General features: G+C 74.3%; 21 protein-coding genes. 12 read left to right on the top strand and 9 right to left on the bottom strand.

The annotated features are described in order from the left end of the window. The first annotated feature begins 18 nt into the window (after positions 1 to 18). Positions 19 to 630 (top strand): glycerol-3-phosphate responsive antiterminator, encoded by a 612-nt coding sequence (locus BKA00_RS05325; RefSeq protein WP_185023850.1) that lies wholly within the window; start codon positions 19 to 21, stop codon positions 628 to 630. A gap of 100 nt (positions 631 to 730) precedes the next feature. Continuing rightward, entirely contained in the window at positions 731 to 1,714 is a 984-nt protein-coding gene (locus BKA00_RS05320) for a DMT family transporter (protein WP_185023849.1), read from the top strand. Here the strand turns inward: BKA00_RS05320 and BKA00_RS05315 are convergent. Then, the gene (locus BKA00_RS05315) at positions 1,689 to 2,762 is read right to left on the bottom strand and encodes an L-type lectin family protein (protein WP_185023848.1); all 1,074 of its coding nucleotides are present in this window, start codon (positions 2,760 to 2,762) and stop codon (positions 1,689 to 1,691) included. The genes BKA00_RS05320 and BKA00_RS05315 overlap by 26 nt on opposite strands. 202 nt (positions 2,763 to 2,964) lie before the next feature. Then, on the bottom strand, positions 2,965 to 3,753 hold the full coding sequence (locus BKA00_RS05310) for an SAM-dependent methyltransferase (RefSeq protein WP_185023847.1): 789 nt from the start codon (positions 3,751 to 3,753) through the stop codon (positions 2,965 to 2,967). A gap of 111 nt (positions 3,754 to 3,864) precedes the next feature. Here BKA00_RS05310 and BKA00_RS05305 point away from each other — a divergent pair, with 111 nt between their 5' ends. The 4 genes from BKA00_RS05305 (at position 3,865) to BKA00_RS05290 (ending at position 7,617) form a co-directional block, all read left to right on the top strand. Further along, positions 3,865 to 4,392, top strand: coding sequence for a MarR family winged helix-turn-helix transcriptional regulator (locus tag BKA00_RS05305; RefSeq protein WP_185023846.1), 528 nt, complete (start codon positions 3,865 to 3,867; stop codon positions 4,390 to 4,392). Positions 4,393 to 4,394: 2 nt separating this feature from the next. After that, positions 4,395 to 5,645: an MFS transporter gene (locus BKA00_RS05300; RefSeq protein ID WP_185023845.1), complete on the top strand. Its 1,251-nt coding sequence runs from the start codon at positions 4,395 to 4,397 to the stop codon at positions 5,643 to 5,645. 198 nt (positions 5,646 to 5,843) lie between these two features. Further along, positions 5,844 to 6,326 (top strand): cation:proton antiporter regulatory subunit, encoded by a 483-nt coding sequence (locus BKA00_RS05295; RefSeq protein ID WP_185023844.1) that lies wholly within the window; start codon positions 5,844 to 5,846, stop codon positions 6,324 to 6,326. 7 nt (positions 6,327 to 6,333) lie between these two features. Beyond that, positions 6,334 to 7,617: a cation:proton antiporter gene (locus BKA00_RS05290; protein ID WP_185023843.1), complete on the top strand. Its 1,284-nt coding sequence runs from the start codon at positions 6,334 to 6,336 to the stop codon at positions 7,615 to 7,617. Positions 7,618 to 7,633: 16 nt separating this feature from the next. Here the strand turns inward: BKA00_RS05290 and BKA00_RS05285 are convergent, their stop codons facing one another. Beyond that, a complete protein-coding gene (locus BKA00_RS05285) occupies positions 7,634 to 8,956 on the bottom strand; it encodes a cytochrome P450 (RefSeq protein WP_230298941.1) in 1,323 nt (440 codons plus the stop codon). Between the two features lie 121 nt (positions 8,957 to 9,077). Here BKA00_RS05285 and BKA00_RS05280 point away from each other — a divergent pair, with 121 nt between their 5' ends. From BKA00_RS05280 to BKA00_RS05270, 3 genes are all read left to right on the top strand, one after another. Next, positions 9,078 to 9,731 (top strand): TetR/AcrR family transcriptional regulator, encoded by a 654-nt coding sequence (locus BKA00_RS05280; protein ID WP_185023842.1) that lies wholly within the window; start codon positions 9,078 to 9,080, stop codon positions 9,729 to 9,731. Positions 9,732 to 9,779: 48 nt separating this feature from the next. Beyond that, positions 9,780 to 9,998 carry a hypothetical protein gene (locus BKA00_RS05275; protein ID WP_185023841.1) on the top strand — a complete coding sequence of 73 codons (219 nt, stop codon included), beginning with the start codon at positions 9,780 to 9,782 and terminating at the stop codon, positions 9,996 to 9,998. A 102-nt stretch (positions 9,999 to 10,100) separates the two neighbouring features. Continuing rightward, on the top strand, positions 10,101 to 10,997 hold the full coding sequence (locus tag BKA00_RS05270; protein ID WP_185023840.1) for an RNA polymerase sigma-70 factor: 897 nt from the start codon (positions 10,101 to 10,103) through the stop codon (positions 10,995 to 10,997). 36 nt (positions 10,998 to 11,033) lie between these two features. Here the strand turns inward: BKA00_RS05270 and BKA00_RS40270 are convergent, their stop codons facing one another. After that, positions 11,034 to 11,504, bottom strand: a complete 471-nt coding sequence (locus BKA00_RS40270) for a CBS domain-containing protein (protein WP_185023839.1) — start codon at positions 11,502 to 11,504, stop codon at positions 11,034 to 11,036. Positions 11,505 to 11,540: 36 nt separating this feature from the next. Then, a complete protein-coding gene (locus BKA00_RS05260; protein ID WP_185023838.1) occupies positions 11,541 to 11,807 on the bottom strand; it encodes a histidine kinase in 267 nt (88 codons plus the stop codon). 227 nt (positions 11,808 to 12,034) lie between these two features. On the opposite strand from BKA00_RS05260, the gene BKA00_RS05255 reads away from it, so the two are divergent. Both BKA00_RS05255 and BKA00_RS05250 read left to right on the top strand, forming a co-directional pair. Next, positions 12,035 to 12,973, top strand: coding sequence for a universal stress protein (locus BKA00_RS05255; RefSeq protein ID WP_185023837.1), 939 nt, complete (start codon positions 12,035 to 12,037; stop codon positions 12,971 to 12,973). Between the two features lie 65 nt (positions 12,974 to 13,038). Continuing rightward, positions 13,039 to 13,413, top strand: a complete 375-nt coding sequence (locus BKA00_RS05250) for a CBS domain-containing protein (protein ID WP_185023836.1) — start codon at positions 13,039 to 13,041, stop codon at positions 13,411 to 13,413. A gap of 127 nt (positions 13,414 to 13,540) precedes the next feature. On the opposite strand, the gene BKA00_RS05245 is transcribed toward BKA00_RS05250, so the two are convergent. The 3 genes from BKA00_RS05245 to BKA00_RS05235 all read right to left on the bottom strand — a co-directional run bounded on the left by BKA00_RS05245 (position 13,541) and on the right by BKA00_RS05235 (position 15,624). After that, a complete protein-coding gene (locus tag BKA00_RS05245) occupies positions 13,541 to 14,182 on the bottom strand; it encodes a phosphoribosyltransferase (RefSeq protein ID WP_185023835.1) in 642 nt (213 codons plus the stop codon). Positions 14,183 to 14,336: 154 nt separating this feature from the next. Next, positions 14,337 to 14,588, bottom strand: coding sequence for a DUF1876 domain-containing protein (locus BKA00_RS05240; protein ID WP_185023834.1), 252 nt, complete (start codon positions 14,586 to 14,588; stop codon positions 14,337 to 14,339). Between the two features lie 187 nt (positions 14,589 to 14,775). After that, positions 14,776 to 15,624: a universal stress protein gene (locus BKA00_RS05235; RefSeq protein ID WP_185023833.1), complete on the bottom strand. Its 849-nt coding sequence runs from the start codon at positions 15,622 to 15,624 to the stop codon at positions 14,776 to 14,778. A gap of 378 nt (positions 15,625 to 16,002) precedes the next feature. Here BKA00_RS05235 and BKA00_RS05230 point away from each other — a divergent pair, with 378 nt between their 5' ends. Beyond that, positions 16,003 to 17,142: a site-2 protease family protein gene (locus BKA00_RS05230; RefSeq protein ID WP_185023832.1), complete on the top strand. Its 1,140-nt coding sequence runs from the start codon at positions 16,003 to 16,005 to the stop codon at positions 17,140 to 17,142. A gap of 72 nt (positions 17,143 to 17,214) precedes the next feature. Here BKA00_RS05230 and BKA00_RS05225 read toward each other — a convergent pair whose 3' ends face one another. Next, the gene (locus tag BKA00_RS05225; protein ID WP_185023831.1) at positions 17,215 to 18,063 is read right to left on the bottom strand and encodes a universal stress protein; all 849 of its coding nucleotides are present in this window, start codon (positions 18,061 to 18,063) and stop codon (positions 17,215 to 17,217) included. Between the last annotated feature and the right edge of the window lie 35 nt (positions 18,064 to 18,098).

The raw sequence follows: 18,098 nt of genomic DNA, 5'->3' as shown, positions 1-18,098 counted from the left end.
CGTAAATAGGGTGAGTTAATGGGTCTTCGTCCTAAACGTCCCGTTGATCGGCGGCTGCTGGCCGCGCTGGCCGAGCACCCGGTGATGGCCTCGATCGTCGGGGTGGCCATGGCCGGCCGGTTCGCCTCCCGGTCGGCGCCGCTCGGCATCCTCGCGTCCGTCCCGCTCGGGGAGCTGGAGGCCACGGTGGCGGCGACGCTCGCCGCGCGCAAGATCGTCTTCGTGAACATGGACTCGACGCCGGGCCTCGGGCACGATCCGGGCGCCCTGACCTACCTCAAGGGGATCGGGGCGATCGGCGTCTGCTCCACCCGCGCGGCGATCATCGAGCGCGCGGGCGGGCTGGGCCTGCTGACCATGCAGAAGGTCTTCGTCACGGACCGGTCGAACCTGCACCGCAGCGTGCAGTCCATCGGACGGTCCCACCCGGACCTCGTCCAGCTCATGCCGGCGGTCATGCTGCGCTACGTGGAGCGCGAGGCCCGGGAGCTCGGCGTCCCGTACCTCGCCGCCGGCTTCGTCCAGGAGGAGGCGGACGTCACCGAGGCGCTGCGCCACGGCGCCGCGGGCGTCTGCACCTCCGACGACGCCCTGTGGGATCTGCGCAGGTCCGCCCTGCGCGCGTCCTGACCCCTCTCCCTCCGGCCGACGCGCCGGCCCGCCCACCCGCGCCGCCATGCGGCGGGGCGGGCCGGTCGCGCCTGCCCGCTTCGCAACGGAAGGACCCTCGATGAAGCCGGGGACGCCCGCCCCTCCCCCGCCGACCGGCGCTCGCGAGCCCGCCGCCCCCGCCCCGGACAGGGGCGGCCGCCGCGGGACGCGGGCGGGCGCGGTGCTCGCGCCCGCGATGTTCACCGTTCTGTGGAGCAGCGCGTTCGTCGCGGGCGTCCCCGGCGTCGGGGCGGCCCCGCCCCTGCTCCTGATGTTCGCGCGGTTCGCCGTCGCCGGGGCGCTGCTCGCCGCGTACGCCCTCCTCGCGGGGGCCCGATGGCCGCGCGGGCGGGCGCTGGCGCACGTCGCCGTCACGGGGCTGCTCGTCCAGGCGGTGCAGTTCGGCTGCTTCTACACCGCCCTCGCCCTGCACTACCCGGCGGCCGTGATCTCGCTCGTCCAGGGCCTCAACCCGGTGGTGATCGCGTTGGCGGCCCGGCTGCTGGGCGAGACCGTCACCCGGCGGCAGGCCCTGGGCTTCGCCCTCGGCGCGGCGGGGGTGGTGCTCGCGGTCGCCGACCGGGTCAGCCTGTCGGCCTGGGGCATCCCGCTGTGCCTGGCGGGCCTCGGCGGACTCAGCCTCGGGACCCTCTACCAGAAGCGCTTCGTCCCCGTGATGGACGTCAGAACCGGGACCGCCACGCAGGTCCTCGTCGGCGCGGCGGCCGTGGGACCGCTCAGCCTGGTCCTGGAGACCCCGCGCGTGTCGGACTGGACGGCGTTCGGCGGGTCGGTGGCGTGGATGGTCCTCGTCAACTCCATCGCGGCGTTCCTGCTGCTCAACTGGATGCTGTCGCGCTCGTCGGCGACCCGGGTGAGCACGGTGTTCTTCCTCACCCCCTCGGTGACGGCCGTGCTGGCCTGGCTGGTCACCGGCCAGGCGCTGCACCCCCTGGTGATCGGCGGCCTCGCGCTCGGCGGTGCCGGAGTCCTGCTCGCCGCCGGGCGGCCCGCCGAGCCGCGGGCCGCCGTTCCTCTCAGCCGCGCTGGGAGCGGACGGTGACGCGGCGGATGAGCTGCACGTCGGTGAGCGGACCCGTGGACGCGGCGAAGCCGAACCTGACGGTGTTCGGGACGGGCGCGGGAGGGGTGAACTTCAGCACCCGCTTGAAGCCGGCGCCGTCCCGGAAGTCGATGTCGACCGTCGCCACCGGATTCGATCCGGGCGACACCGCCACGCGGACGACTCGCTTCACCGGTTCGAGCAGCCTCTCGGCCCGGCTCGGCGTGACGTCGGCGGGCATCTTCTTGAGGTCGCCGTGGAGCCGTCCCGGAAGCGACGACCGCCAGGGGCCCCTGGTCGTCTTGTTCTTGGTCGTCGCGGCGAGCAGGCAGTATCCGGTCGTGCCGTTCCCCGGGCCGCGCGCCGTCACGACGTTGGGGCCGGGGGCGGGCGGACGGAACGCCGTCCCGGCCGGGGAGCGCCGCTCGCAGCCGCTTCCGCGCCCTTCACCGTCGCCGAAGTAGTCCCCGAGCACGTCGAGCCCGATGCCGAGGTACCCGCCGTCGACTCCGGGGACGAACTGCCCGCCGGCCCTGCCGCCCGGGAGTTTCTGGGCGTAGCCGAGGCTTCCTCCGAACGCGCCCGGCGTGGTGAGGCTCCGGGCGCCGTCGGTCAGGAAGAACGAGATCCCGTCGGCCGGAGCCCGCGTGGTGTTGCCGTACTGCCATTGTTCGAAGGTGATCTCCAGGCCGCCTCGCGCGGGAATCGGCGAGTCGAACAGCGCGGCGCCGGTCGCTTCGACATGGGCGTCGGTGAGCTGGAGATATCCGCGCGGCGCGGCGCCGCCCGGCGGCACGGGGCCGACCGGGTCCCGGCGGCAGCCCGCGAGCGGATGGTTCGCGGCCTCCGCCGGGGGGTTCCCTCGCGGCGCGCCCGTCAGGCAGGCCGCCCCGTACCCGATGAAGCGCGAGTCCGCGGTGGCCCCGGTGAACGATTCGCGGACCAGCAGCGGTCCCGGACGACGGTCCGCCGCCGACGCGTGCCCGAACGACGCGACGGCCGCGGCGACACCGACCGCCGCCGTGACGCAAGCTCCCCGATGCCTCATGCCGTTGACTCCTCACGCAGGTCCGAAGCGATCTCTCTTCCGCGTTCATCTGAACACACGATCACGTCGGGCCCCCCGCATTGCCGGTACCCCGGCGATATGCGAGTCCATTCTTTAATGAAATGCATGGCATCCCATGAGATGGCCACATTTTCGCCCGCGAGGAGCAGGGGCGGGGCCGTCCCGCGGATGACGCGGCGGTTCAGGGCTTGCGGGCCAGTCCTCCTGAGCAGGACACCTCGGGGACGTCCTCCTGGCCGGGGTCGGGCCGCCAGCGCGTCACCGGCACGACGCCGGGCTCCAGCAGCTCCAGGCCGTCGAAGTAGCCGGCGATCTGCTCCTGCGCGCGGGGGATGTAGGAGACGGCGCCGCTGGCGGAGTTGTAGGTCCGGATGGCCGCGGTGTAGGCGGGGTCGCTGTCGGTGCCGTCGTAGACGGCCAGGTAGCTGCCGGACGGCAGGGCCGCCATGAGCCTGTCGACGATCGAACGGGCCTCGTCGTAGTCGCTCACCAGCCCGAGGATGCCCATGAGCATGAGCGCGACCGGCTGGTCGTAGTCGAGGGTGCGGGCGGCTTCGGCGAGGATGGCCTCGGGCTCGCGGACGTCGGCCTCGATGTAGTCGGTGGCGCCTTCGGACGTGCTGGTCAGCAGCTTCCGGGCGTGCGTCAGCACCAGCGGGTCGTTGTCGACGTAGACGATCCGGGAGGCCGGCGCGAGCCGCTGGGCGATCTCGTGGGTGTTGTCCATGGTGGGCAGCCCGGTCCCGATGTCCAGGAACTGGCGGACGCCCGCCTCCCCCGCCAGGTGGCGCACGACCCGCCGCAGCATCCGCCGGGACTGCCGGGCCATGGCGACCATCCCGGGGAAGACCGCGAAGATCCTTTCTCCGGCCTGCCGGTCGACGGGGTAGTTGTCGGTACCGCCCAGCAGGAAGTTCCAGATCCTGGCCGAATGCGGCACGGTGGTGTCGATTTCGGATGGTGAGCTCATCGCAGACGGCCCCTGGGGTCTCGTGTTCCTTGCCTGCTCTCCTACCCATCACAGCCCCGCTGAGCGTGTTCCGGAGGCCGGGACACGTATTAGCGCTGTTATATTAGCGCTGTGACATCTTCGGACCCGACCGCCGCACCGGGGCGGTGGCATGCGCTGCACACCCTGCTGGCCGGCCTGGACGCCCAGATCGAGTCCCTGTACACCGAGCGAGGCATCCGGGGGGTCCGCCCCCGCTTCGCCTACCCCCTGATCCGGCTCGCGCACACCGGCCCGCTGACGATCCGCGAACTGGCCGCCTCGCTGGACCGCTCCCACTCGGCGATGAGCCAGACGATCGCCGCCATGCGCCGAGAGGGGCTGGTGGATTCCGAGCCGGGCGCCGACGCGCGCACACGGCGCGTCACCCTGACCGACCGCGGCCGCGCCCTGGTGCCGTTCCTGGAGGCCGAGTGGCGCGCGACCGAGGCGGCGGTCGCCGAACTCGACGACGAGGTGCCGCATCCGCTCAGCGCCGTCGTCACCGAACTGGAGCGCGCGCTGGCCCGGCGGCCGATGAAGGACCGGATCCTCTCCCACCTCGACGCCGCGCCTCCCGATTCCGCCGCCCGGGCGCATGACGCCCCCGCCGAGCCGTAGCCGTGGCCCTACGGGAAGGGCTCATCGACGTCCGCCCGCTGCGCGGGAGCCGGCCGTTCCGCGACCTGTGGGTCGGGTCGTCGCTCGCCTCGATCGGCCGTCAGATCGCCGTCGTCGCCGTCCTGCAGCAGGTCTGGGAACTGACCCGCAGCCCGCTGTGGACCGGGGCCATCGGGCTGGCCACGGGTGTGCCGATGCTCGTCCTCGGCCTGGTCGGCGGATCGCTGGCCGACGCCGTCGACCGCCGGAGCCTCGTCCGCGCGGCCACCGGAGGCCAGGCGCTGGCGGCCCTGGGCCTGATGGCGCAGGCCGCCGCCGGGGCCCGGTCGGTGCCGCTGCTGCTGGCCCTGGTCGCCGCCGAGTCCGGGTGCGCGGCGCTCGGCGCGCCCGCCCGGCGCACCTTCCCCGTCCGCCTGCTGCCCTCCGACCAGGTCGCCGCTGGGCTCGTCCTGCAGAGCGTCGCGTTCCAGGCGTCCCTGCTGATCGGACCGGCCGTCGCCGGGCTCGTGCTCGCGCGGTGGGGCCACCCCGCCGCGTACGCGGTCCAGGCCCTGGCCACCGCCGCGTCGCTGGTCGCCGTGATCCGGTTGCCCGCGGTGCCCGTGCGGCGCGGCGAGGATCAGCGGCCGGCGGGAGAAGAGCGCCGCGGGCCGCTCCCCGGAGGCTGGCGGATCGTCCTGCGGCACCCGCTCCTGTGGGGGTCCTTCGGCGTCGACCTCGCCGCCACCGTCCTGGCCATGCCCGTCGCGACCTTCCCCATGGTCAACGAGCTCCGGTTCGGCGGCGATCCCCGGACGCTGGGACTGTTCCTGTCCGCGATCGCGGTCGGCGGGCTCGGCGCCGGCCTGTTCTCGGGGACGGTCACCCGGCTCCGCCGCCGCGCCGCGGTCCAGCTCGTCGCGGCCGCGGCCTGGGGCCTGGCCCTCGCCGGCTTCGGCCTGGCCGGGCCTCTCTGGCTCGCGCTGTCCTGCCTGGCGGCGGCCGGGGCGGCCGACACCGTGGCCGTGATCACCCGCGGCGCCCTGATCCAGGTCGAGACCCCCGACCGGTTCCGGGGGCGGGTCTCCTCGGTCGAGCACGTCATCGGCGTCGCCGGCCCCGAGATCGGCAACTTCCGCGGAGGGCTGCTCGCGTCCGCGACCTCCGCGCCCCTGGCCCTCCTGGCGGGCGGCCTGGCCGCGGCGGCCGCGGTCGTCTCCGTCGGCCTCCTCAACCCCGCTCTGCGCCGGCACCGGACGCAGGTCGGGCAGTAGTGCCCTCGCGCCCGCCGGCAGCGCCCCCGCGGGTGCGCTCACATGGGTGGGTTTCGCCTAGGGTCGTGTTCCGGTCGGTTTTGAAATCGTGTCCAAAACCCCAAGGACGGCGATCAAGGACGGCCGGGGCCGGCACGCGGGCATGCCGGGGCGCGCTTCGGGCGGCCGAGAAGATCATGGAGAAGGCGGGAGAGGGTCATGGACGTCGAGCGGACATCGCTGCCGGGGATCGGGCTGCGGCACGTGTTCACCACCGGGCGCGGGCGCCAGATCGGAGTGGTGTCGCACCGCACGGGCCGCCGCGACCTGGTCATCTACGACAAGGACGACCCCGACACCTGCGTGGTGTCGGTGGCGCTGGCGGACGAGGAGGCCAACGCCCTGGCCGAGCTGCTCGGCACCGGCCGGGTGGTGGAGCGGCTGGCCGAGCTCAACCGGCAGGTCGAGGGGCTGGTCACCGAGCAGATCCTGCTGACCGCCGCCTCGCCGTTCGCGGGCCGCCGGCTGGGCGACACCCGGGCCCGCACCCGCTCCGGCGCCTCGATCGTGGCGGTGGTGCGCGACGGCGAGGTCATCGCCAGCCCGCGCCCCGACTTTCAGTTCCGCGCCGAGGACGTCGTGGTGGTGGTCGGCACCGACGAGGGCACCGCCGCCGTCGCGACCATCCTGCACGGCGGGTGAGAGGACCATGCACGCTGCCACACAACTGATCGAACTAGGGGCGATCGTCCTGGCGCTGGGCCTGCTGGGCGCGGTGGCGGTCCGCTTCTCCATCTCGCCGATCCCCCTGTACCTGGTGGCCGGGCTGGCCTTCGGTTCGGGCGGCATCCTGCCGTTCGGCGCCAGCGAGGAGTTCGTCTCGCTCGGCGCCGAGGTGGGGGTCATCCTGCTCCTGTTCACCCTCGGGCTGGAGTACACCGCGGGCGAACTGGTCGGAACGCTGCGCACCTCGGCCCCGGCAGGACTTGCGGACCTGGTGCTGAACGCCGCTCCGGGTGTGGCGGTGGCGCTGATCCTGGACTGGGGGCCGGTGGCCGCGGTGGCGCTCGGCGGCATCACCTACGTCACCTCGTCCGGGATCACCGCGAAGGTCATGGGCGACCTCGGGTGGCTGGGCAACCGGGAGACCCCGGCGGTGCTGTCGATCCTCGTCTTCGAGGACCTCGCGATGGCCGCCTACCTGCCGATCCTCACCGCGCTTCTCGCCGGGGCCTCGCTGGTCGCCGGGGCGACCACGCTCGGCATCGCCGCCGCCACCATCACCCTGATCCTGTTCATCGCGCTGCGGCACGGCCGGCTGGTGGAGCGGTTCGTGGCCAGCCCGACCGACGAGGTGCTGCTGCTGAAGGTGCTGGGCCTGACCCTGCTGGTCGCCGGCCTGGCCCAGCAGCTGCAGGTGTCGGCGGCGGTCGGGGCGTTCCTGGTCGGCATCGCCCTGTCGGGCCCGCTGGCCCACACAGCGCGCGAGCTGCTGGCCCCGCTGCGGGACCTGTTCGCCGCGGTGTTCTTCGTGTTCTTCGGCCTGCACACCGATCCCGGCCAGCTGCCTCCCGTGCTGGGCGTGGCCGCGCTGCTCGCCGTGGCCGGGATCGCCACCAAGCTCGCCTCGGGCTGGCTGGCCGCCCGCCGGGCGGGCGTGGCCTCCCGCGGGCGCCTGCGCGCCGGAGCGGCGCTGGTCCCGCGCGGCGAGTTCAACATCGTCATCGCCGGGCTGGCGGTGTCGGACGGCATCAATCCCCGGCTCGGGCCGCTGGCCGCCGCCTACGTGCTGATGCTGGCCATCGCCGGGCCGCTGATCGCCCGCGGCGTCGAACCCTTCATCCGCTGGCGCGGCATCCGGCCGTCCCGCACCCGGCCGGGCGCACGCCGGAAGCAGGAGGTCCCGGCGCCCGCCGGCCCCGCCGACTCCCGGGAAGACGGGCGGGACGAGGTGGAGCGCCCAGGGCGGCCGCCCGTGCCCGGCCAGCACTGAACCGCGCACCGGCCTTTCAGCGCGTGGTCCGCGGAGGGGTGAAGGTGCAGGGCAGGCGCTTGTAGCCGTTGATGAAGCCGGACATGAGCCGGTCGGGCTCTCCCGCGGCGATGTCGGGCAGGCGGGTGAACAGCTCGCGGAACATCACGGTGATCTCTCGCCGTGCCAGGTTGGCGCCCAGGCAGAAGTGCGGGCCGGGGCCGCCGAACCCGACGTGCGGGTTGGGCGAGCGCGTGATGTCGAAGCGGTCGGGGTCGGCGAAGACCGCCTCGTCGCGGTTGGCGGACCAGTAGAACAGCGTCACCCGGTCGCCCTCGCGGAAGGTGTGGCCGTTCATCTCGTGGTCGCGGGTGAGGTTGCGCCGCATGAAGATGACCGGGCTGCTGAAGCGAACGATCTCCTCGACGGCCCCGGCGATGCGTCCGTCGAAGTCGGCCAGCAGCAGTTCGCGCTGGTCGGGATGCTCGGTGAACAGCTTCAGGCCGTGCGCGATCGCGTTGCGGGTGGTCTCGTTCCCGGCCACCACCAGCAGCAGGAAGAACGTGGCGAACTCGCGCGGGGTCAGCCGTTCGCCGTCGACGTTGGCGTTCACCAGCGCCGAGGTCAGGTCGCCGGTGGGGACCGCCCTGCGCTCCCGTCCGAGCCGGGCCGCCAGCCGGTGCAGCCGCCACCCCGCCGACGCCACCGTGCCCAGCATGCGCAGCGTGCCGAGCCGGCCCGGTTTCGCGGCGCCGTCCCTGTACTCGATGGTGGCGCCCACGTACTCGGGGTCGCTGTAGCCGACGATGATGTTGGTCAGCTCCACGACCCGCCGGTGGTGCCGGGCGGGGATGCCCAGCATGTCGCAGATGACCTCGACCGGCAGCCGCGCCGCCGCCCCGGACACGAAGTCGCCGCCGCCGGCCTCGACCAGCTCGTCCACGATCCGGGCGGCCCGCCGGGCGATGTCGTCCTCGGCCTTGGCGAGCATCCTGGGGCTGAACGCCCGGGAGACGATCCGGCGGATCTTGGCGTGCCGCGGATCGTCCATGTCGATCATCGAGTTGAAGTAGCCGTCCATCCAGCGCGGCATGTCGGCCGGGCTGGTGGCGCTCGGCTCGCTGCTGAACACCTCCGGGTGGCGGCTGGCCTCCGTCACGTCGGCGTGGTGGACCAGCGCCCAGGACCCCGGGCTCTGCCGGAGGAAGGGGAGCTTGGGCAGGGTGAAGAACACCGGACCCGGCTGGGCGCGCAGCAGCGCGAACGCCCGCGCCCGCTCCTCCAGCGGGCGGGCCCAGAACCGCAGGTCGCTCAGGTCGATGTCCGCCAGTGCCGGCTGCGGGGGGATCTCCGTGGCCACCGGCCTCACGCTCCCGTCTCGTCGTGACCGAGTTTCTGGTGAAGTCGCGCACCAGAAATATCTGGTGTGTACGGTCTCCAGATTTGCGGAGGAAGTCAAGGGATGCGGCACAATCGGGGCTGTGACGTCCCGGAACCCCCGCGCGCGCCCCTACGGCGGCGTGCCCGCAGACGAGCGCCGGGCCCGCCGCCGGGCCGCGCTGCTGGCCGCCGGGCTGGAACTGCTGGGCACCCAGGGATGGGCCGCCACGACCGTGCGGAAGGTGTGCGCCGAGGCCGGCCTCAACGACCGCTACTTCTACGAGAACTTCACGGACCGCGACACCCTCCTCCTCGCGATCGTCGACGACCAGGTCGCCCAGGGCACCGACGTGATCCTGTCCGCCGCCCGCCGGGCGCCCCGCCATCCGCAGGCCCGCACCCGCGCCGTGGTCACCGCCGTCTTCGACTTCCTGACCACCGACCCGCGCCGGGCCCACATCCTCACCCACGCCTTCCCGTCCTCCCCCCTGCTCCAGCGCCGGCGGATCGAGATCATCCGGACCATGGCCGCGATCTTCGCCGTCCAGACCCACGAGACCCTCGACCAGGTCCCGCTCTCCGACGCCGACGTGGAGCTGACCGGCCTGACGCTCACGGCCGGGCTCTGGGAGCTGTTCACCACCTGGTTCCGCGGCGGCCTGGACGTCGATCGCGACCACCTGATCGACTACACCGTCGCGCTGACGCTGAGCACGGCCGAACTCGCCGCGCCCCTCCACCACCGCCTCCACTGACGGTCGCGCCGGCGGCGCCGCCGGCGGGCGCGCGGCAAGGGCGGCCTGGTGCGGATCGGCTGGGACGAGGCCCTGGTGATCGCGGCGGCCGCGCACGTGCGCACGATCGCCGCGCTCTGCCCGGTCGCCGAGCGCGACGGCATGACGTCCAAGGGCGTGAACGACGGGTACCTGGCCAGGCCGTATATCGTGTACCGCTCGCGGGGCATGCGGCACACGCACCCCGCCGCGCGTCCGGCGTCCGGTTCCGGGCAGCCCGTCCGCTGAGGCGGCCGCACGCGCGGCTGTGACGGAGCACACGCGCGCCCGTGTCACGGACGGGCCGCCCGCGGTGTCCTGTGGACGACCCGCGCGGGAAAGGATGAATCCGTGAGCGACCACGCCGCCGATCCGGCGACCGAGGACTTCGTCACCCACCGCAACCTGCTGTTCACCGTCGCCTACGAGATGCTCGGTTCCGCCGCCGACGCCGAGGACGTCCTCCAGGAGACCTGGCTGCGGTGGGTGAAGGTCGACCTGGGGCAGGTGCGCGACCGGCGCGCCTACCTGGTCCGTATCACGACCCGGCAGGCGCTCAACCGGTTGCGCACGATGACGCGCCGCAAGGAGTCCTACGTGGGCCCCTGGCTGCCCGAGCCGCTGCTCACCTCGCCCGACGTGGCCGAGGACGTCGAGCTCGCCGAGAACATGTCGATGGCGCTGATGCTCGTCCTGGAGACGCTGGCGCCCACCGAACGCGCCGTCTTCGTGCTGCGCGAGGTCTTCGACGTCGGCTACGGGGAGATCGCGGCCGCGGTCGGCAAGAGCCCCGCGGCCGTCCGACAGATCGCCCACCGCGCCCGCCGGCACGTCGACGCCCGCCGTCCCCGCGAGGCGGTCTCGCAGAGCGAGACCCGGGCGGTCCTGGAGTCGTTCCGGCGCGCGCTCGACACCGGCGACCTCCAGGGGCTCCTCGACGTGCTCGCCCCCGACGTCGTGATGGTGGGCGACGGCGGCGGCCTCAAGCAGGCGGCGCTCCGGCCGGTCACCGGGGCCGGGAAGGTGGCCCGCTACATCATCGGCGGCACCGGAAGGGTGCCGAACACGGTCACCGTCGACCAGACCATGGTCAACGGCAACCCGGCGCTCCTCATGCGGCTGGACGGCGAGCTCGACGGCGTTCTGGCGGTCAGTGTCGAAGGCGCCCGCATCACCGGCCTCTACTACGTCCGCAATCCCGAGAAGCTGACCCGCGTCGAGTCCGAGACCCCGCTCACCCTGCGCTGAGCACCGGCGCGGAGCCGCCGGCGGGGGCTCGGCGGCTCAGCCCGGCGGCCGGTCGGGCAGGAGCCGGTCGAGGAGGTGGGCGACGGTGATGACGCCGATCATCGGCGCGTCGGTGCGGTCGGCCTCGCCGCTCACCGCGACGACGGGGCTGCGGTCGGCCGCCATGACGCTGGCGATCTCCATGACGGTGGCGTCGGCGTCGACGACGGGCAGCGCCTTGCGATCCTCGCCGAGCAGGTCGGCGACGCTCTTCTCACCGAGCCTGGCGCACAGCATGTCGGCGTGCCGCTCGTCGTAGACCCGGGCCAGGGCGGGGTCGTCGCGGACGTGCGGCGGGATGATGGACCGCAGCAGCTGCGAAGCGGGGATCACCGCGACGGGCCGGCGCCCGGGGTCGACCACGATCAGCCCGGCGAGCCGGTGCTCGGCCACCAGCCGGGCCGCGTCCAGCGCATCGCTGTCCGGCGTGACGGTCGGGTACTCGACGGCGAGGTCTCGTGCGCGCACCGCTCCAACGTAACCGACCGCCGGGCGGGCGCGGGCTCAGCGGTCGGGGGCGCCCTGGTCCCGGGCGGCGGCGTGCAGGTCGAAGACGACACGGCGCAGGTCGTCGATGGCGTCGTCCATCCCGGTCAGAGCCGCCAGAACGCGCTCGGCCGCATGGGGATCCTGGATCCGGGCCAGGGCGCCGTGCAGTTCCAGGCCGATGCCGAACAGTCGGCGTGTGATCTGGTCGGCCAGGTCGTGGGCGATGCACTGCGCATCACGCGCTCCTTGCTCGCGCCTGAGCGCAGGTGACGGATGGGTCATCCCTCTGCCCTCTGCACGGGGAGCCAACGGTACAAACGGAACCATTCCCCGGACCGCGCCTCGATCCACGCCCGCGAGGCGCGGATTTGCAGGCATTTTGTCGGTTCTGTTCGCATTTGTGAGGCCGGTCGGAGGGACCTTCGGCCCTGGAACCAGGGACAGCGGCCCCTGCCCGCGCCTCTCCGCCCGAGGGAGGCTGAACTCACCGACAGGGGGAGGGATCGGCCATGAACGATCATGAGAGGACTGGGACCGTCCTGGTCGGATACGACGGGTCGCCCGTCGCGGACGACGCGCTCCGCTGGGGGGTTCGGGAGGCCCGGCTCCGGCGCCTGCCCCTCACCGTCTGCCATGCCTGGCACTGGCCCTATCCGCTGCGCCAGCCGGACAACGACACGCTGGAGGTCCTGCGCGGGGCGGGCGCGATCGTGGCGGACGAGGGCGTGCGCAAGGCCCACGGCCTCGCCGAGGGCCTGGAGGTCCGCTGGCGCCTGGAGCGGGGGTGGGCCTCGGCCGTGCTGCTGGAGGCGTCGCGCGACGCCTCCCTGGTCGTGCTCGGCTCGCGTGGGCACGGCGGGTTCGAGGGCCTGTCGGTCGGGTCCACCGCGGTCCAGGTGGCGTCCCACGCCGACCGCCCGGTCGTCGTCGTCCGCCCGGACCCGCCGTCCTCCCCCCGCGGTCGCGAGCGGCTCGTGGTGGGCGTGGACGGCTCCACGGGCGGCGAGTCGGCCATCGGCTTCGCCTTCGAGGAGGCCGCGCTGCGCGGCGCGTCGGTGACGGCCGTGTGCAGCTGGTGGGACCCGGCCGCGTTCCGCGGGCCGGACCGCGTCCCCTTCAGCGATCCCGAGATGATCCGGCGCGAGGCGATGGCGCGGTTCGAGGAGGACGTCGCCCCCTGGCGCAGCCGGTACCCGCGGGTGTCGCTGGAGACCGAGTTCGTGGTCGACACTCCGCGGCAGGCCCTGATCGGCGCGGCCCGAGGCGCGGCGCTGCTGGTGCTGGGCGCGCGCGGAATCGGCTCGGGGCCCCAGACGCTGCTGGGGCCCGTGACCCAGGCCGCGCTGCAGGAGGCGCCCTCCCCGGTGGTGGTGGTGCCCGCCCACGGCGCCGGGCGGCGCGGGCCGGCCGAGACCGCGGGGGCCTCGGCGCGCGGCGGCACGGGCTGAGGAGGGCGCGGGCGTCCGGGCACCCGTCCGGACGGCTGGAACCATCGATCCAACGGGGAGGGAACATGCTGGTCAGCAACGTTTACCGGCCGACGGTCTTCGCCTGCCGGGCCGACGAGCCGCTCGCCGACGTCGCGCGGCGCATGATCGAGAGGAAGGTCGGCGCGCTGGCGGTGCTCGACGGCGACAGGGTCGCCGGGATCATCACCGAGCGCGACCTCGCCGGGGCCCTCGCCTCGTCGCCCGACCCGGCCGCGGAGGAGGCGGCGGGCTACGCCTCGGCGCGCGTGGAGACCGCCGCGCTGGACGAGGACGCGGGGGACGTCGCGCGCCGGATGCTGGAGGCGGGCATCCGCCACCTGCCGGTGGACGACCACGGCCGGCTGGTGGGCATGGTGTCGATGCGCGACCTGCTCGCGCTGGAGACCTGGGCGGCGTGAGGCCCGCGAGGCCCGCCCCGCCGGGCGGCCGTCAGGCGGGCCGCGCGATGAGCACCGGGCAGCGGCACCGGTGGATGACCGTATAGGTCACCGACACCAGCGGCCCCGCTGCCGGAGCGGAACGCGCTCACGCGGTGCGCTCGGACGCCCGTTCGAGCAGCCCGCCGGCCTCGACCTCGGAGACCGGCGGGAAGTCCAGGTAGAAGTCGCTCGCGGTGACGAAGAACGTCGGCGAGAGCGGGCACACCACTTCCTCGGCGACGGTCCACAGATGGTCGACCGTGGCGGGCGACGCCGCGGGCACGGCGAAGACGACCCGGCCGGCGCCCCGGGCCCGGGCGTCGCGGCACGCGGCCTCGGCGGCGAGGCGGCCGGCCACGCCGTCGTCGACGACGATGACGTCGCGGCCGGCCAGCGGGAGGCCGGGCCGCCGCCCGCGCAGCCGGAGCCCGAGCGCCCGCGCCTCGACGCGGGCGTCCCGCTCCAGCTCCTCCAGCCGCGCGTCCCCGGCACCGGCGCGCCGGGCGGCCTCCTCGTCCAGGACAAGCGCCGGCCCCTCCGCCACCGCGCCCACCAGGACGCGGGGAGGCCCCGGGACGACGAGCTCGCGCACGACGAGCACGTCCAGCGCGCATCCGAGCCGTGCGGCGGCCTCGGCCGCCACCGGGACTCCGCCCCCGTGCAGGCCCAGGACCCGGGCGTCCCCACCCGTGCACCGCCTCAGGTTGGCGACGAGTTGCCGTCCCGCGTCCTGCCGATCGGAGTACATAGCCCCACCTCGCTCGCGCCTCGTCCCAGCCGAAGCGCTCGTAGACCTTCTCGTAGTCGTCCAGGTTCGGCGGGAGGCCCCGGCGCCCGGCCTTGGTGATGTGATCCCAGCCCATGCGGCTCACCTCGTCGGAGAAGAGCGTGATCCGCGACGTTCACGAACGTCCCGCGAACTGGGCGATGTCCTTGTCGGCGACACCGTGGAGCCGGCCGGCCAGATCGGCGAGCGCCCGGCTCACGGCGAGCTCGTCGCCGATCTCCGGAACCTCGCGGTCGGCCGGGTTGCGGCGCGCGTGCCCGCGCCCGGTGGTCCTCTTCTCTCCGCCCGTGGACAGGACCGCGTGCGCGACGGTGTCCATGCCCTCCTCGGTGATGTAGAGCTCGACGCTCCACTCCTTGGCCCTCATGACGATCCTCCTTCGCTCGGCCGTTCACCCCCCATCGTCGGAACCCGGCCGGGGCGCCCCTAGGGGCGGAAGTCCCGAACCCGCTGATCGGACGGCCCTTGAGGACGTCCGGCAGTCCACGGTGGCCACCAAGGCCGCACGCTGCGTGCGGGCCGCCGCAGGTGCGCGGCCGGATCCGGCCCGCGCCCTACCGGGGCGCGGGGACGACGGCCACCGGGCACTCGGCGTGGTGGATCACCCCGTGGCCGACGGAGCCGAGCCGGAACAGCCCCCAGCGGTGGGGGTGCGCGCCGACGACGACGAGAGCCGCCGTCCGCGACATCCTGGTCAGTTCGGAGACGGGGTGCCCGACCAGGACGTCGTTGGCCACATCGACCAGCGGATACCTCTCGTGGAGCGGGGCGTAGGCCTCGATGACCCGCGCCCGCCGCTCGTCGTTGAGGCGCTCCTCGTCGATGGCGTAGCCGGCCTCGGCCAGGTCCACGGAAAGCCGCCACGCGTGCACGACCCGCAGCCGCGCGCCGCGGACGGCGGCCGCCTCGAAGGCGTACCTGAGCGCCTCCCCCGGTTCCTCGGCGACGTCGTACCCCACCACGACCTCGCCGCCGCCGGGAGCGCCGCGCACGATCACCAGCGGGACGGCGGTCCGCCCCGCCATGCGCAGGCCGACCGAGCCGAGCCGGAGCCCGGCGAAGCCGCCGTGGCCGCGGTGCCCGAGCACCAGCTCGAACGCCTTGTCCGCCTCGTCGCGCAGCGCGTCCGCCGTCGCGTTGACGGCCAGGGCGGTCGTCACCCGCAGGTCCGGCCGGCGTTCCAGGACGCGGCTCTCGGCCTCCAGCAGCACGGCGTGCCCGGCCGGTGAGGAGCGCCCTGCCTCGTCCGGCGGGTCGAAACGGCGGACCTGGTAGGGCCAGATCTCCGCCGCGTGGACGATGCGCAGCGGCCGGTGCCGCAGCGCCGCCTCGCCCGCCGCCCAGTCGACGGCCCGGTCCGCGGCGGCGGACCCGTCGGTCCCCACGACGATCGGTGCGGACATGGCTCCTCCGGCGATCACGTCATCCCACGGCCTCCTTCCAGCCTTCGCGGGCGTGGCCGGCGCGGGCCAGGGACCTTGGTCCGCCGCGCCGGGGACCTTCGGCGCCCCGGCCCGATCCTGATCTTGACCGTTCCCACGGGTATGCGCCGGCCGCCGCAGGGGCAGGTCACGGCGGGTGGAGGTACGGAAGGCGTCACGCCCGAGACGCTGGCCGGCGGACCTGCGGCTCGGCTACGACCTGACCCTGCGGTTCGCCGCCGGAGAGGGCCCCGGTGCAGCCGCCCCGGGAGGCCCAAAGGCCCACAATTAGGGGAATTTCGCCCCTGAGCGTCGGACGGTTCCCCGCGCGAGCCTGGTGGTATCGGTAGGAGGCTCGCGATGAAGCAGACGTTCAGATTCGGCACCTTCCGGGGGATCCCCGTCGGGATGCACTGGTCGGTTCTGGTGATCATGCTGGTGATCGCCGAGATCCTCGCGCGCTCGGTGCTGCCCACCGCCGACCCGGGCGCGTCCCCCGGCGCGCGCTGGACGGCGGCCGTGCTGGCCGCGGTGCTGTTCATGGGCTCGCTGGCCGCGCACGAGTTCGCGCACGCGCTCGTCGCCCGCCGCCACGGCGTGCGGGTCGGCTCGATCACGCTGTGGGCGCTGGGCGGCCTCGCGGAGCTGGACGGCGAACCCGGCACCGCCCGCGCCGATCTCCAGATCGCCGGGGTCGGCCCGCTGGCCAGCGCGTTGGCCGGAGGAGTGTTCGCCGGGGCCTGGGCGGCCGGGCACGCGCTCGGCGCCCCCGTCATCGTCACCGCCTCGCTGAGCTGGCTGGCGGCGACCAACGTCCTGATCGCGGTGTTCAACCTGCTTCCGGGAGCGCCGCTGGACGGCGGGCGGATCCTGCGCGCGCTGCTGTGGGGCCGCGGCGGGGACCGGGCGAGCGCGACCCGCAGCGCCCAGCGCGCCGGGATGGTGCTCGGCCAGGTCATGATCGGCGCGGGTCTGCTGACGCTGCTGCTGTGGAGCTGGTTCAACGGGCTGTGGCTGGCCGTGGTCGGCTGGTTCATCGCCGGCTCGGCGCGGGCGGAGGCGCGCTTCACCGACCTGCGCGAGGCCGCGAAGGACCTGCGGGTCGCCGACGTCATGACGCGCGACCCCGACCACGGCTGGGCATGGCAGCCCGCGGCCGCGTTCGTCCAGGACGTGGCCGTGCGGTCCCGCCAGACGGTGTTCCCGGTCGTGGGCGTGGCGGGCGACCCCGTCGGCGCCGTCACGCTGGACCGGCTGGCCCGCGTCCCGGAGCGGGAGACCGGCGCCACCCTCGGCGACCTGAGCGTCCCGCTCGGATCCGACCGGATCGTCGACCCGGAGCAGCCCGTGGACGTCCTGCTCCAGATGGCCCCCGTGGCGGGCGGCCTCGTCGCGGCCGTCGCCGCCGACCACCACCTGCTCGGGATCGTCACCACCGACGACCTCCAGCGGATGATGCGCCAGACCCGGCTCCGCCGCGGCAGCCCCGCCCCCGCCTGAGCCCCGGGCCCTCACCCGGAAGCGCCGATCCCGCCGGCCGCATGAGGCGCCGGCGGGATCGGCAGGGGCGGGTCAGTGGGCGGGAACGACGGCGACGGCGCACTGCGCTTGGTGGATGGCCCCGTGGCAGGTCGACCCGAGCTGGGGAGCGCTCCAGCGCCGGTCGTGGGCGCCGACCACCAGCAGGCGGGCGCTCCGCGAGGCGTCGGCCAGCGCGGTCACCGGGTGCTCGAGGACGATCTCGTCGGCGACGTCGACCCCCGGATGCGTGCGCCGGACGGGCTGGTAGGCCGCGACGACCTCCTTGCGCAGGTCGTCCTCGATCTGGTCGGCGTCCACGGCGTAGCCCGCCTCGATCAGCGTCGCGAACGTCTGCCACGCGTGGACGACGCGGAGCCGGGCGCCGTGGAGCGCGGCGGCCTCGAAGGCGTAGTCGAGGACCGGGTCCATCTGCCTGGCCAGGTCGATCCCCACGACGACCTCGCCGCGGTCGGCGCCCCCGCCGCGCACGATCACGACCGGCACCGCGGAGTGGCCGGCCAGGCGCAGGCTGGTGGACCCCAGCAGCAGGCTGGAGAACCCACCCCGGCCGCGGCTGGCCACCACCAGCTCGAACGCCTTCTCCGACTGCGCCCGCAGGGCCTGCCACGCCTCCTCGGCCACCAGCTCGGTGGCGATCTCCAGGTCCGGCCACCGCTCCTGGACCCGCTCGCGCGCCGCCGCCAGCAGCGTGCGCCCCGCGCGGGTCATGCGCTCGGCGGTCTCGGGCGGCGCGAAGAGCGGCGTCTTGTAGGGCCAGCTCTCCACAGCGTGGACGATGTGCAGGGGGCGCTCACGCGTGGCTGCTTCGGCGGCGGCCCAGTCGAGGGCGCCCGCCGCCTCGTCGGAACCATCGGTCCCGACGACGATCGGCTCGGACATCGGATCTCCTCCCGGCTCAGCGGCTGCCGCCTCCT

This window comes from Actinomadura coerulea (assembly GCF_014208105.1).
Lineage (GTDB): Bacteria > Actinomycetota > Actinomycetes > Streptosporangiales > Streptosporangiaceae > Spirillospora > Spirillospora coerulea.
The sequence above is the reverse complement of the archived record's forward strand: the minus strand, read 5'-3'. Positions and strand labels throughout refer to the sequence as shown.